The sequence below is a fragment of the Rheinheimera oceanensis genome (assembly GCF_018831085.1).
Classification (GTDB): domain Bacteria; phylum Pseudomonadota; class Gammaproteobacteria; order Enterobacterales; family Alteromonadaceae; genus Alishewanella; species Alishewanella oceanensis.
In genome coordinates, this window is sequence record NZ_JAGPNM010000003.1 from 1 (window position 1) to 13561 (window position 13561).

General features: G+C 46.3%; 14 protein-coding genes. 11 read left to right on the top strand and 3 right to left on the bottom strand.

Annotated features, from left to right (window positions below; all coding sequences use genetic code 11):
- The first annotated feature begins 128 nt into the window (after nucleotides 1–128).
- The 10 genes from J3B89_RS08035 to aqpZ all read left to right on the top strand — a co-directional run bounded on the left by J3B89_RS08035 (nucleotide 129) and on the right by aqpZ (nucleotide 5979).
- On the top strand, nucleotides 129–344 hold the full coding sequence (locus J3B89_RS08035; protein WP_215768298.1) for a hypothetical protein: 216 nt from the start codon (nucleotides 129–131) through the stop codon (nucleotides 342–344).
- A gap of 118 nt (nucleotides 345–462) precedes the next feature.
- Nucleotides 463–810 carry an immunity protein Imm33 domain-containing protein gene (locus tag J3B89_RS08040; RefSeq protein ID WP_215397034.1) on the top strand — a complete coding sequence of 116 codons (348 nt, stop codon included), beginning with the start codon at nucleotides 463–465 and terminating at the stop codon, nucleotides 808–810.
- A gap of 88 nt (nucleotides 811–898) precedes the next feature.
- Nucleotides 899–1429, top strand: coding sequence for a hypothetical protein (locus J3B89_RS08045; protein WP_215397035.1), 531 nt, complete (start codon nucleotides 899–901; stop codon nucleotides 1427–1429).
- Between the two features lie 150 nt (nucleotides 1430–1579).
- Complete coding sequence (locus J3B89_RS08050) at nucleotides 1580–1969, top strand: hypothetical protein (protein ID WP_215397037.1); 390 nt, start codon at nucleotides 1580–1582, stop codon at nucleotides 1967–1969.
- Between the two features lie 390 nt (nucleotides 1970–2359).
- Nucleotides 2360–2770 (top strand): hypothetical protein, encoded by a 411-nt coding sequence (locus tag J3B89_RS08055; protein ID WP_215397039.1) that lies wholly within the window; start codon nucleotides 2360–2362, stop codon nucleotides 2768–2770.
- Nucleotides 2771–2959: 189 nt separating this feature from the next.
- On the top strand, nucleotides 2960–3397 hold the full coding sequence (locus J3B89_RS08060) for a hypothetical protein (protein WP_215397040.1): 438 nt from the start codon (nucleotides 2960–2962) through the stop codon (nucleotides 3395–3397).
- Between the two features lie 103 nt (nucleotides 3398–3500).
- A complete protein-coding gene (locus J3B89_RS08065) occupies nucleotides 3501–3968 on the top strand; it encodes a hypothetical protein (protein ID WP_215397041.1) in 468 nt (155 codons plus the stop codon).
- A 65-nt stretch (nucleotides 3969–4033) separates the two neighbouring features.
- Nucleotides 4034–4333 (top strand): hypothetical protein, encoded by a 300-nt coding sequence (locus tag J3B89_RS08070; protein ID WP_215397042.1) that lies wholly within the window; start codon nucleotides 4034–4036, stop codon nucleotides 4331–4333.
- A gap of 74 nt (nucleotides 4334–4407) precedes the next feature.
- Entirely contained in the window at nucleotides 4408–5016 is a 609-nt protein-coding gene (locus J3B89_RS08075) for a hypothetical protein (RefSeq protein ID WP_215397043.1), read from the top strand.
- Between the two features lie 270 nt (nucleotides 5017–5286).
- Complete coding sequence (gene aqpZ, locus J3B89_RS08080) at nucleotides 5287–5979, top strand: aquaporin Z (protein WP_215397044.1); 693 nt, start codon at nucleotides 5287–5289, stop codon at nucleotides 5977–5979.
- Nucleotides 5980–6021: 42 nt separating this feature from the next.
- On the opposite strand, the gene J3B89_RS08085 is transcribed toward aqpZ, so the two are convergent.
- On the bottom strand, nucleotides 6022–7824 hold the full coding sequence (locus tag J3B89_RS08085; RefSeq protein WP_215397045.1) for an ABCB family ABC transporter ATP-binding protein/permease: 1803 nt from the start codon (nucleotides 7822–7824) through the stop codon (nucleotides 6022–6024).
- Between the two features lie 35 nt (nucleotides 7825–7859).
- Complete coding sequence (ppnP, locus tag J3B89_RS08090) at nucleotides 7860–8141, bottom strand: pyrimidine/purine nucleoside phosphorylase (protein ID WP_215397046.1); 282 nt, start codon at nucleotides 8139–8141, stop codon at nucleotides 7860–7862.
- Between the two features lie 253 nt (nucleotides 8142–8394).
- On the opposite strand from ppnP, the gene J3B89_RS08095 reads away from it, so the two are divergent.
- Nucleotides 8395–10971: an ExeM/NucH family extracellular endonuclease gene (locus J3B89_RS08095; protein WP_215397047.1), complete on the top strand. Its 2577-nt coding sequence runs from the start codon at nucleotides 8395–8397 to the stop codon at nucleotides 10969–10971.
- 65 nt (nucleotides 10972–11036) lie between these two features.
- On the opposite strand, the gene fadE is transcribed toward J3B89_RS08095, so the two are convergent.
- Nucleotides 11037–13505: an acyl-CoA dehydrogenase FadE gene (gene fadE, locus J3B89_RS08100; protein WP_215397048.1), complete on the bottom strand. Its 2469-nt coding sequence runs from the start codon at nucleotides 13503–13505 to the stop codon at nucleotides 11037–11039.
- Nucleotides 13506–13561 lie beyond the last annotated feature (56 nt).

A 13561-nucleotide genomic window follows, 5' to 3' on the forward strand; every position in this document is an offset into this window, starting at 1 on the left:
TCGTTCCGGCCACAAAAAGCGTGGCCTCCACTGGACTGCCTACGCTGCGCTGCGGCAGCCAATTAGCAAAGCGTTATAAGCCATAGGCAAGTATGAGTGTAAATAGGGAACAACTCGCGAAAGTTCGGATGCCGTTTAGAGTACTGGCAGGGTTTATTTTATTGCTTTCTCTGTTTGCTATTCTAGCAACTGTATTTTTTGCAATTACAGAACCATATGATCATATTATTTGGGCTTTAAGTGCAGTAGTTTTAACTATGGCGTATGTATCGGCACATGTAGTTATTACTGGTTATGCTCCTAAATTTTTATTGTTTGCGCACGGTGCCAAAAATGGCTTATAACAAATTGCTTAATTTCGTTCCGGCCACGAAAAGCGTGCCCTCCACTGGACTGCCTACGCTGCGCTGCGGCAGCCAATTAGCAAAGCGTTATATGCTTTCGAAGGATCGGAGTTGAATCTTGAGTTTTGAATCGAATCAGCGAGAGTGTTGTGAACACTTCGGCGCTCAATACAAACCAGTAGATGAAAATCAACTTGTGGCTATTTCAAAAGGGATTTACGAAGGCGTTACTCCTGTTGAAGGAGTGAGATACCCATCTCCACCGCATATGAGTGGTTGGTGGTTAACTACCGACGAATATGATGGAAATATAGGCTCTTTGGTAACCGTTCACTTTAAACATATCATTGAAAAGCGTCCCGAATTAGCTTTATATATGGCATTGCCGTTTGGTTATCGTTTTATCTTGGGTGGTGAAACTGATCATGTTTGGTTTGACCAAGTAGTAGCGAATGAAAGCATATAACAAACGCCTTAAACATCGCGGCCTGCGGCCGCTGGACTCGCAACAAGTTGCTCGCCGTTTAGGCGAGCGTTACGTTGCAAGGTGAAGTATGAAGCAAGCATCAAGGTTTATGCCCAAGTACGAACCTAGAAAAGCAAGTAAAGCAGCTCTGATTGCCTTTCTTGCAGTTTCATTGGCGATTGTTTTATACCAGCCTTGGTATCTTGCTGTTATTGCGGGAATAGCTTTACTAGTGGTTGTATGGAGTGCAATCGATCAGCCCAAAGTAGAAAGGCATTTTATTGACCTGTGCAAGGAGCGTAATGGATTATCAATTTGTGAATTTGCAAGAGAGTTTGATCCAAAGGTTGTAGATACTTGGATTATTCGCGCGGTTTATGAGCAACTCCAAGCTGCGCTTCCGACTAAGCAGCATGTTCCTATTAAGGCTTCAGATACGCTCTTTGAAATATTGATGCTTGATGAAGATGATCTTGATCTAGATTTAGTAGAGGAAATAGCACAAAGAACAGGTCGAAGTTTTGAGGGCTACGAAAATAACCCTTACTACGGCAAGGTAACAACAGCACGAAACCTAGTGCTCTTTTTCAATCATCAGGCCCGTGCCAATGCAACGTAACAAGGCCAAGCACAATCGCCCAATGAAAAATCCGCATTGGGCTGGACCTCGCTACCGCTCGGCCTGTGTTGGCGGCGTTAGGTCTTTTGGTATCTGCTCGACTTAGACAATCTTGGTAAATATATGCTTTTTCTGAATTAGGAATTCAAAGTGAACGAATTTATCGCTAAAGACGGGAATAAATACTATATCGATTTATATGATGGAAAAGATATTACGGTGTATGACAGCAATATGAGTCGGGTGGGCTCTGTTACGCTTATGCATGTAAATGAAGATGATTGGCAGTTACCAAGTTACTTCTATCTTCAGCACCTTGAATTAGATAGATGTAAGAGACTTGGTATCGGAACCGAAATATTTCGTCTTCATAACGAAATTTTCGGTGAGCCGATTACAGCGGCCAGTGAATTTGGGCCGAGGATGGATGATGGTAGCCACCTTATCGATGACGGTGTACCGTTTGTGGCAAAAATGAGAGAGAAAGGACTCATTTGTGCAGAGTCTGGCGACGAAGAATTTATGGATGAAGACTACTGACCTAACAATGCCATACACGCGACAAGCGCGTGATGGCGGGCGTTAGCCGGTTTGGATTACTGAGACGTTATGGATTCATTTTTGGACTTGCTTTTATATAGACATCGCCGGTTTAAAGGAGAAACGTATTTCAGAAATCGATTCCCTTTAATGCTTTTAATCAGCGCCATTTTTTCAGCTTTCATAGCTGATACCTTTATTCTGTTTTTAGTTTCAGTAGGTTTTTTTATGTTTATAGATATGCTCCTCGCTTTCGGGGCGTGGCTTTACTATAAAACTGATTTATAGCTTTTACGGACAAGGATATGGCTAACAAACGCAGTCACAATAGGCTACTACGTGGCCTTGGTCTCAACCGCTATGCGGGTTTAAGCCTGTGCTGCGAGCGTTATGTTTTTAGGTAAATCGAGAATGCGGTGTTTTGTTTTCCTATATCTGTTAAGTTTTGCTTCTTATGGGTCATCATGCGTTCAAAGTGATGGGCAAGTAGCAGCATGGAGCTCAAAATATGCTCATTTGTTTGATGTAAGTGCACAGAATAATAATAATTCATTCTCTGTTTATGTTTCCTTGCCGGAAACAATTGAAGAAAGAATACTTCATTCTGTTTGGATTGTTGTGGGTGAACCAAATGCCCCATTGATTGCTTTGCCAACAACAGTGTTTGAAGAAGATGGGAAAACAAGAGCTTGGTTCGTCGCTAAACCAATTGATAACGAAGAATATAAATTTATCTTTCGCTACGGAACTGACTGCAGTATTTCAATTGAAGTACCAGTTGAGTTTAAAGAAAAAACATAACAAGCAGCTGTTGTCGCTCCTTCGTGGCTGGGACGGCCTTTCCGTCGCTTCGCGTTTCCAAACCGACGCGTGAGCCGGGCGTTATAGCTACTTCGAGGCGCAGTCTGTTTATCATAAATAGGAGAAGGGAGTATTAATAAGTATCTGACGAAAGAAAACAAACTAATCTTATTTATCTGTGTTGCGTTGGTGCTAGCCATTTTAATAGTTAAATGGTCCAGAACAGATGAATCTGAATACAGACCGCTTGTCCAGGATATGCGGTTAGTTGACGCAGTGAAAATTGCTGATGTCTTGGATAAAAGCGAGATTGATTACTTTTCAGATGTGAAAAATCACATGTTGTATGTAAATCAAAATCAGTCAGTTCAAGCTCGTATCGAATTAGCAAAAATTGGGATTGTAATTGAGTATCCAAAGATCTCTGAGTATGCAGACCTTCATGAGGCATATGCCCAACTCAGTGAGAATTTAGAGCATGAAAAAACGCATGGCCCGCTTCATGAACAACCCTGGTTTCTAAGAGTAATTCGATTGATAATGGGCGGAATTATAATAATTGTTCTTATACTATCTGTTGTTCGCCCAGCATTAGCAGCTGTTTTGTTGAGTGAAGATGAAAAGTAGCTATAACAATCAAATTTTATCGCCAGAGAAAATTACTGGCTGCGAGGTCAACCCGCTGCGCGGCTTTCCGCGCTAAATTGGGGCGTTAGTTTTTTAGGATAATATGAAGTTAATCCCATACGAAAAATTTCAAATTGATTCAGGCTTATCTGCTGCTGACGTATTGCAACGGATTAAACAGCACACTGGAGAAAGGACACTTTTTAGTTTCCAATCTTCTCATGAATTTAGTGGTCATGTTAACGAACGAGAGTTTGAGATTACGAAAAATATTTCATATCGGAATTCATTTCTTCCGGTAATTGAAGGAAAAGTTGAGCAAACTAGCACAGGTGCGCGTGTAACAATCTCAATGCGTCTACACTTGGCGGTAATATGCTTTATGTTTGTTTGGTTTTCGGGAGTAAGCATTGGTTGTATTGCAGTCCTTGCACACCTCGACAGGTTTTCAATGCCGATGTTAATACCATTTGGAATGCTAATTTTCGGTATAGCATTGGTGTCAGGCGGATTTTGGTTTGAAGCTTCTAAACAAAAAATAAGGATTATAGAGTTATTATCAAAAAGCTAAAGCCTGAAAATTATGTTTAAACTTCATTTGGCCATAATAATGCAATAAGGGAGTAGTAATAAGTAATGGATTTGTTTCTGGCTAATATAATAACTGTATTTTTCTTCGTTTCAGCTTACCTGCTGGTGAGGAAGTATCGCTTAATCAGGCAGCGTAACTCTTATCTTACTGCTATCTCCATTGTTGTGGGGCTGGTTCTTTGTCTATTGCTGGCAGGTGTTTGTGTTGCATTCGCTTTGGGCGAGATACTACCAGTTATTTATGTGCATACCTTTGCTTATAAGGCTGTATTTGTTTGGTTAATTCTGGCAATTAACTGGTTATGGCAAATGGTTAAACAGCAATCGGGAAGCCATTATGCCTAACAAATGCTGCCACAAACGGCCAGTGCGTGGCCTGAACCTTAAACCCGCTGGCGGCGTTATACACTCAGGAAGATATGGACGAACTTTTAACAAAACTACATTCTGAATTTGACGAAGCGGAAGGCTGGATTCGTATCATTGAAGCAGACAGGTCTGCGGATGACCTGAGATTAAGTCTCTCGGTATCTATGCACGATGAATCGCAGCCTGAAATCTGGCAGCTAACATGCACCGGAGTAGTGGAAGAGTCTATAAGCTTTATGGGCGAAGAAACACTCTCTGTTACATCTGAATCGCCTTTACTACTGCCGTATCGTGAAACCGAAGTAGATCTTATGTTTTCGGAAAATGAATGTAGCCCTGCTTTATTGTTGGGGTTAATCGTTAGTAGCTGCGTTGAGGTTCTGGGAAAAGCTGAATATTTGCATCGGTTTCTTAATCAAGAGCCAACTGTGAATGGTATTGTTAGTTCTAAATTTGGCAAATTGGGGCGCTTCCCCAAGTCGCTGGCAGAAAAAATTGTACTGGCATTAAAAGATCAGCCAATACGCGTAAATTCAATCGAGATCGGGCCACCGAAGCGGTGGACGGGTACAGAATTCATTCGTTACCCCTCGTTGAAAGTTTTTGAGCTGGGGACATCCTATGTCATAGGTGAGAGCTTTAGTGCAGTGCTTGCATAACAAATTAAGTCTTCTCAGAGTCAATAGATAAAACCGCTCTTCTGGCCGCGCTAGCGGCCAGTTTGTTGTCTATCAGCAAGATAGGCTGCTTTATCTGTCATCATGGTTTTGCCGCTGATAAGTCGATGCCGTTGAATTGTTTCTTCCTTGCTGTTTCTGGATCTACAGAGTATTTTCAATATGTTGTATGGCAGTAACCAGGTTGTAGCGGTGTGCTGGTTTACTGTTTGTGATTTTGGAAGATGGTTAATTAAAACAAGGAAAAACACTATGAGATCTTATGTTGCGGAGTTTATCGGCACCTTCTGGCTGGTGCTGGGCGGGTGTGGCAGCGCAGTATTGGCGGCGGCATTTCCGGAGTTGGGGATTGGTTTTGCCGGTGTGTCGTTAGCTTTTGGTTTAACGGTATTAACCATGGCCTATGCCATTGGCCATATTTCGGGTTGCCATTTAAACCCGGCGGTATCAATTGGCTTATGGGCTGGCGGCCGCTTTGCTGCGAATCAGTTGTTACCTTATATAGTGTCACAGGTGTTGGGGGCTATAACTGCCGGTGCTGTACTGTATTGCATTGCCACCGGTAAAGCTGGTTTTGATGTATCGGCAGGTTTTGCCTCCAATGGCTATGGTGCGCATTCACCCGGCGGTTACAGCATGCAGGCGGCATTGTTGACTGAAGTGGTGCTGACAATGCTGTTTTTAGTGGTCATTATGGGCGCTACCGACAAACGTGCACCCCAGGGCTTTGCGCCGATAGCCATAGGCTTGTGTTTAACACTTATTCACCTGATCAGCATACCGGTAACCAATACCTCGGTTAATCCGGCGCGTAGCACCGGTGTTGCTGTATTTGTGGGTGACTGGGCCGTAACGCAGTTGTGGCTATTCTGGTTAGCTCCGATAGTTGGCGCTATAGCAGGTGCATTGATATATCGTTATATCAGTGGGCCGAAAACTGCATAGTTATTAGAGCTAGTATTAGCGCTAGCCTGTTGGCAGTTACAATTAGCTTTGTTGTTTTTGTTGTAACTGCCACATCCGGGCGTATTCGCCGTTGGCGGCCAGCAGTTCGTTGTGGCTGCCTTGCTCTGCCAGCTTGCCGTGTTTTAATACAATAATATTATCCGCATCAGTAATGGTAGATAACCGGTGTGCTATTACCACACTGGTATGGTTACGTGCTACTTCGCGCATGGCTTGTAATATGGCTTGCTCGGATGTTGAATCCAGCGCGGAAGTGGCTTCATCAAACACCAGAATCGGCGATTTCTTTAAAATAGCCCGCGCTATGGCTATACGCTGCTTCTCGCCACCTGATACTTTTAGCCCGCGTTCGCCTACCTGGGTAGCATCGCCGTGCGGCAGGCTGTTAATAAAGCCGCGCAGGTGCGCCAGGTCTATTGCTTGTTCAACCTCCTGCTCGCTGGCATCAGGGCGGCCGTAGCGGATATTGTCACGTATGCTGCTGTTAAACAGCACAGTGTCTTGCGGCACTATGGCAATAGCACGGCGCAGGCTGTCCAGCGTAACGGTGCTGATATCCTGGCCATCAATGCTGATCCTGCCGCCTGTGATACTGTAAAAGCGGTATAGCAGTCGGGCGATAGTACTTTTACCGGCGCCACTGGCACCGACAATGGCAACCTTGCTGCCGGGCGGTACCGTAAAACTTAACTGCTGCAAAATAGGCCGCCCGCTCTGGTAGGCAAAATCGACCTGCTGAAAATGGATTTCACCGTTAGCAAGTTGTAGGGTTGTGGCATTTGCTGCATCGGTAATATCGGCTTTGCGCTTGAGTAAACCGAGCATATTTTCTAAATCTGTTAACGCCCGGCGGATTTCGCGGTAAACAAAACCCAAAAAGTTAAGCGGTAAAAACAGTTGGATCATATAGGCATTAACCATAACCAGGTCGCCAAGCGTAAGTTTTTGGCTGACAACTTCGTCTGCTGCCAGCCACATTAATGCAGTAATCGCGGCGGCAATAATCAGTGCCTGGCCCGAGTTTAATGCCAGCAGGCTTAAGCGGTTTTTTAAGCGGGCTTGCTCCCACTTTGCCAGAAAGCTGTCGTAGGTTTGTGCCTCGTAGTGCTCGTTATTAAAATACTTTACCGTTTCATAATTCAGCAGGCTGTCAACGGCGCGGCTGTTAGTGGTGTTATCGGCCTGGTTGGCTTCGCGGGTGTATTTGTTGCGCCATTCGGTAATAACCACAGTAAAAAAGATATATACCGTAACCGCCAGCACGGTAACAACCGAGTAAAACGGCGAGAACAGCGTAGCGAAGATCAGTGCTACGGCCAGAATTTCAAATAAAGTTGGCGCGATATTAAACATTAAAAAGCGCATTAAAAAACTCAGGCCGTTGGTACCGCGCTCTATATCACGGCTGATACCACCGGTTTGCCGGTCAAGGTGAAACGCCAGCTCTAAACTATGCAGATGCTGAAATACCCGCAGCCCCAGCTTACGCATGGCATGCTCGGTTACCCGGCCAAACAGGGCGTCACGTACTTCACCAAAAAACACACTGGCAAAGCGCAGGCCACCGTACAGCAATAACATAGCCACAGGCACCACCAGCAAATTGTGCCGGCCCTGATCCAGCGCATCAACGATATATTTTAATGCCAGCGGCATTAACAGTGTGGCGGCTTTAGCTGCAACTAACGCCAGCAACGCCAGCAATACGCGGTATTTAAATTGCCACAGATAAGGCCATAACATGGCCAGTGTCTGTTTCAGGCTGGTTGCTTCAGGTCTTTTGGCGGGTTCAGGTTGTTTAGCTGCAGAGCGCATACCGCGCATGGTGGTTCCTTGTTCTGTTACTCTGGCTTAAAGCGTCAGGCGTAAGTGCAAAGGTACGCGGTATCTACGGCTACCTGCAACTGAAACTTACTGTCTGCCGGTACTGAAAAGTGCTGGCCCCGGCTAAAGGTTTGCCAGCCGCTTGCTCCGGGCAATAAAACGGTCAGTGCACCGCTTATTACTGTCATGACTTCATGCTGGCTGGTACCAAACTCATATTCACCCGGCGCCATAACGCCTACCGTTGCCGGTAACTGCTCGCCTTTAAAGGCTATAGAGGCAACTTTGCCATCAAAATACTGATTCACTTTAAACATATCGGGCTCCGTTATTGGTAGTTTGACACAGTAAACCTGATCCTGAAGCCAGATGGAAGTACCGCTTTAAAATTAGATGGCTTTACGTCTATTTAATTTACATACTGAAGCAAAACAGCCGGTTAGCAAGGTGTAAATTTTGCTGACGGTTAGATGTAAGAAAATAAGCGAAATTCAATAGATAAAGTTAATGAATCTGCCATAAAAGCGCTTTATATTCAGATGTCCTTAATAACATCTCAAGGGAGAACACATGAAAATCAGGACGCTATCAGCAACTATCGCCATGTTACTGGCACCGGCTGTGAATGCCGAGTTATTTATTTCTGAATATGTAGAAGGCACCGGTAATAATAAAGCACTTGAGCTTTACAACCCTACCGACAATGACATTGTACTGTCAGGTTATACAATACAGGTATTTGCCAATGGTGCCGCAACAGCAACCAATACCACTACGCTTAACGGTACTGTGCCGGCAGGTGGCACTTTTGTATATGCGCACACCAGTGCGGTAGCTGAGCTAAGAGCCCTGGCAAATCAGGTATCAGGTAATGCGTCCTGGAATGGCAATGATGCCATAACCTTACGTAAAGATGGTGTTGTTATTGATTCATTCGGGCAGGTTGGTTTTAACCCCGGTACTGCATGGGGCAGTGGCGATACGGCGACCATTGACCGGACGTTACGTCGTAAAGCAGTAATGTATGACACCAATCAGTTCGACGTTTTTGAACCTGCGGATGAATGGAACGGATTTCCGGTTAACGATTTTTCTGATCTCGGTTTATTTAATGGTGAAGGTGGCGGGCCAGATCCTGAGCCGGAACCCGAGCCGGTTTTAAGCTGTGGTGAGCCGGCAACACCGATTTCATCTATTCAGGGTAGTGGCATGGCAAGCCCGCTGGTTGGGCAGATTGTGCAGGTAGAAGCTGTAGTCACTCAAACTTTACCGGGGCTGCAGGGCTATACCATTCAAGCCGTTGGGGCAGAGCAGGATAATGATCCGGCAACATCTGAAGGGCTGTTTGTTTATGTAAATACCAGCAATCCTGGTGTTAATGTTGGCCAGCGTGTGCGTTTGCAGGGTACTGTGAACGAGTATTTTACCCAGACCCAACTTAGCAGCATTACAGCAACGCTTGATTGTGGCAGCAGTGCGTTACCACAGCCGGTTGAGATGACTCTGCCTGTACTGAATTTAAGTGAGCTGGAAGCGGTAGAAGGCATGCTGGTGCGGTTTAGCCAGCCATTAACGGTAAATGATACATACACCCTGGGCCGCTATGGTGAATTAACGCTGGCAAATGGCCGCCGCTATACGCCAACTCAGGTTGTAGCGCCGGGGGCTGACGCTATTGCGCTGGCAGCACAGCATGCGCTGAATAAAATTGTACTTGATGATGCCAGCACAGTACAAAACCCGGCCGTAGTACCATATCCTACAGGCGGTTTATCAGCGGCTAACCCTGTTCGCAGCGGTGATACCGTGATCAATTTAACCGGTACCATGCATTACTCTTTTAATGAGTACCGCATTATGCCAACGACAAGTGTTAATTTTGTGCATAGCAACCCCAGAACTGCTGCGCCGGAACTCTCTGACGATGGTAATGTTAAAGTGGCCAGTTTCAATGTGCTGAATTACTTTAACGGTAATGGTACCGGTGGTGGTTTCCCAACCGCACGTGGTGCTAATACGGCTGCAGAGTTTGAACGCCAGCGGGCCAAGATCCTGTCTGCTATGGTTGCGATGGATGTCAGCGTGATTGGCCTGATGGAAATTGAAAACGATGGCTACAGCGACACCTCTGCTATTGCTGATCTGGTGCAGGGTTTACGTGCGGCATCAGGTAACAGCAACTGGCAATATATCAGTGCAGCCGGCCCGGTTGGCACGGATGAAATAGCGGTTGGGTTAATCTACCGTGCTGATCAGGTACAACCGGCCGGTGAGCTGTTGATCCTTAATTCAGCAAACTCAGCTAAAGACGGCCAGGGCACAGCGTTGTTTAACGACAGCAGTAACCGGCCTATGATGGCACAGCGTTTTAGTTTGACAGAAAACAACGCTGAATTTGCCGTGATGGTTAATCACTTAAAATCTAAAGGTTCTGCTTGCGGTGCTGCAGATCCGGATACCGGCGACGGCCAGGGTAACTGCAACCTGACTCGTACCCGCGCAGCTCAGGCAATTGGTATTTTTGCAGCAGAGCATTTTGCCGATATTCCGGCAGTGGTAATGGGCGATTTAAACGCTTATGCCAAAGAAGACCCTATTACTGCACTGGCGCAAGCCGGCTATATCAACGTGTTTGACGCCTTGGGTAAATCGGGGCACGGCTATGTATTCTCTGGTTTATCGGGGTCATTGGATCATGCCTTGCTAAATGATATGGCATTGCAGTACCTGGCCGATGCCACTAAGTGGAATATTAACGCCGACGAGCCAATAGCGCTGGATTATAACGTTGAGTTTAAGTCACCCCAGCAGCAGCTCGATTTTTATGCGCCTGATGCATACCGCTCGTCAGATCATGATCCGGTAATTGTATCGTTTAACCTGGCAGGTGCTTTACCACCACTGGACGCCAGCCTGGAGCTGGTGCGTACGGTGCGCGCCCGTTTTGGAATGAGCCTGGTGCAGCTGGACTGGAGCGGTGAGGCAACAGGGCTAACCTTGTATCGCGACAATGAGGCCGTGCGTGACTTGACGGCACCGGGGCGTATTAACGACAACTTCCGTTCTGAAGCGCCAACGGTAACATACAAAATTTGTCAGCAGGCAACAGCCAGTTGTTCAGCCGATTTAGTGGTGAACTTTAACTAAGATTATTGTTGCAAATAAAAACGCCGGTGTGAAAACCGGCGTTTTTTTATCAGTTAAAAAATGATTTATGCCGCCTGATCTTTTTCTACTGCACCGGCACCTTGCTGACGCAGGGTTTTATCTGCCGCCAGGTATTCCGGGTCAAAATCATCAACATTAATGGCAAATAAACGGCCACGCTCAGCCACCCGTAACTGCTCGGCTTCGGCTTCGCTAATGGCTTTTAGCTGTAAACCTAACTCAGCAACCTCATTCAGGCGGTAGAACGGCAGGCGTTTACCGGCAGCATGGGCAACCTTGTCAAACACCGGTTCAGCGGCCAGAACATCCAGTAATGCCTGCTCCAGTAAACCTAACTGGTTTAACGGTTCGTTTTTCAGGTACAAATGGTGGCCCAGGCGTGAGCGCGTTTCGCCAGGTGTTTGCATAACGCGGGCAACTTTGTGTTCAGTAACATCTGACGCTTTACGTAAGGTACGACCCCACGGAAATACCACCCGTTTTAACACCACACCCACTGCACGGTTCGGGAAATTATCAAACAGCTCGTTTAAGGCTAGTTGCGCTTTGGCAAGGTTGTCTTCACAAGCCCACTGTACTAGCGGCAAATCGTCAATTTTACGGCCTTCGTCGTTGTAGCGCTTTAACACTGCTGATGTCAGGTACAGCATACTTAAAATGTCACCCAGGCGGGCCGAAATACGCTCGCGGCGTTTTAAATCACCGCCTAAGGTACCCATGGCAACATCCGACATCAGCGCTAATGCTGCACTAAAGCGGTTCATTTGCTTATAGTATTTTGCTGTTGCATCGCCATAAGGTGCGCTGCTAAAAGCACCACCTGTTAATGATAACCAGAAGGTACGGAAGAAATTACTGATAGCAAAGCCTATATGGCCAAACAGTGCTTTATCAAAGGCAGTGATTGCCGCACCTTGATCGTCTAACTGGGCAGCTTGCAATTCGGCCAGCACATAAGGATGACAACGGATAGCACCCTGACCGTAGATAATCATATTGCGGGTTAAAATATTGGCGCCTTCAACCGTAATGGCTACCGGTGCGCCCTGATAACCGCGCGCAAGGTAGTTATTCGGGCCCATACAAATGCCCTTACCACCGTGAATATCCATTGCATCGATAATGGCCTGGCGCATCCGTTCGGTCATATGATATTTGGTAATAGCTGAAATAACTGATGGTTTCTCGCCCAGGTCAATTGAGCCAACAGACATAGTGGTAGATGCATCCGCCATATAGGCATAGCCGCCAATACGTGCCATGGCTTCTTCCACGCCTTCCATTTTTCCAATTGGCAATTTGAACTGACGACGAATACGGGCATAAGCACCGGTTGCCATAGCAACAGCTTTAATGCCGCCGGTACTGTTAGATGGTAGCGTAATAGCACGGCCAACAGACAAGCACTCTACCAGCATACGCCAGCCCTGGCCTGCCATTTTCGCGCCACCGATAATGTAATCCAGTGGTACAAAAATATCTTTACCCTGGGTAGGACCATTTTGAAACGGTACATTTAACGGAAAGTGACGGCGGCCAATTTTTACGCCCGGCGTACTAACAGGAATAAGTGCGCAGGTAATGCCCAGCTCTTCTTTATCTCCCAGCAGTTTATCCGGGTCATACAATTTAAACGCCAGGCCCAGCACAGTAGCGATAGGTGCCAGGGTAATATAGCGTTTATCCCAGGTCAGGCGCATACCAATGACTTCTTCGCCTTCCCACTGGCCTTTACAAATTATGCCGGTATCGGGAATAGCACCGGCGTCTGAACCTGCTTCAGGGCTGGTCAGCGCAAAACAGGGTACTTCCAGGCCTTTTGCCAGGCGTGGTAAGTAATGTTTTTTCTGCTCGTCAGTACCATAGTGTTGCAGCAGTTCTCCCGGGCCTAATGAATTAGGTACACCGACGATACTGGATAACACCATGCTCTTGCTGGTGAGCTTTTGCAGCACACAAGATTGCGCGTAAGCAGAGAATTCCAGGCCACCATATTCTTTTTTGATGATCATGGCGAAGAAACCTTTGTCTTTTAAATACTGGTAGACTTCAGGTGTTAAGTCGGCACGTTCGTGTGTGGTGTGCCAGTCATCCATTATCGCCAGCACTTCTTCTACCGGGCCATCAAGGAATGCCTGCTCTTCGGCACTTAAGCGTGGCACCGGAAAATTATGCATTTTGTGCCAGTCCGGGTTACCACGGAATAAGTCAGCTTCCCACCAGGTAGTGCCTGCATCAATGGCTTCTTTTTCTGTGCTGGACATTTCCGGCATAATTTTGCGGTACACTTTAAGCAGCGGTTTAGTCAGGTATTGCTGGCGTACTGCGGCAATATTCAGCGGCAGCGCAAACAGTAAAAATACTATCCAGCTTATTGCACCAACCACATCTAATGCCGTGCCAACTGCCAGTATTACCGCAATAACAGCGGTAAACATTGTTAAGCTGGCGCGGTTGTACGCCAGTATGCCAATTGCGGCGATAATTACTGCAGAAAAAACTAACCCTTCCATTTTTTTCTCCCAATGAGAGGTCTGACCACTATATGGTTAAGAGTAAAACGCTTTAA

What these genes read in the sequence shown, in the direction of transcription:
- J3B89_RS08035 (WP_215768298.1), top strand. Translation starts at nt 129, where the DNA reads ATGCCGTTTAGAGTACTGGCAGGGTTTATTTTATTGCTTTCTCTGTTT.
- J3B89_RS08045 (WP_215397035.1), top strand. Translation starts at nt 899, where the DNA reads ATGAAGCAAGCATCAAGGTTTATGCCCAAGTACGAACCTAGAAAAGCA.
- J3B89_RS08055 (WP_215397039.1), top strand. Translation starts at nt 2,360, where the DNA reads ATGTTTTTAGGTAAATCGAGAATGCGGTGTTTTGTTTTCCTATATCTG.
- J3B89_RS08065 (WP_215397041.1), top strand. Translation starts at nt 3,501, where the DNA reads ATGAAGTTAATCCCATACGAAAAATTTCAAATTGATTCAGGCTTATCT.
- J3B89_RS08070 (WP_215397042.1), top strand. Translation starts at nt 4,034, where the DNA reads ATGGATTTGTTTCTGGCTAATATAATAACTGTATTTTTCTTCGTTTCA.
- J3B89_RS08075 (WP_215397043.1), top strand. Translation starts at nt 4,408, where the DNA reads ATGGACGAACTTTTAACAAAACTACATTCTGAATTTGACGAAGCGGAA.
- aqpZ (WP_215397044.1), top strand. Translation starts at nt 5,287, where the DNA reads ATGAGATCTTATGTTGCGGAGTTTATCGGCACCTTCTGGCTGGTGCTG.
- J3B89_RS08085 (WP_215397045.1), bottom strand. Translation starts at nt 7,824, where the DNA reads ATGCGCGGTATGCGCTCTGCAGCTAAACAACCTGAACCCGCCAAAAGA.
- ppnP (WP_215397046.1), bottom strand. Translation starts at nt 8,141, where the DNA reads ATGTTTAAAGTGAATCAGTATTTTGATGGCAAAGTTGCCTCTATAGCC.
- J3B89_RS08095 (WP_215397047.1), top strand. Translation starts at nt 8,395, where the DNA reads ATGAAAATCAGGACGCTATCAGCAACTATCGCCATGTTACTGGCACCG.
- fadE (WP_215397048.1), bottom strand. Translation starts at nt 13,505, where the DNA reads ATGGAAGGGTTAGTTTTTTCTGCAGTAATTATCGCCGCAATTGGCATA.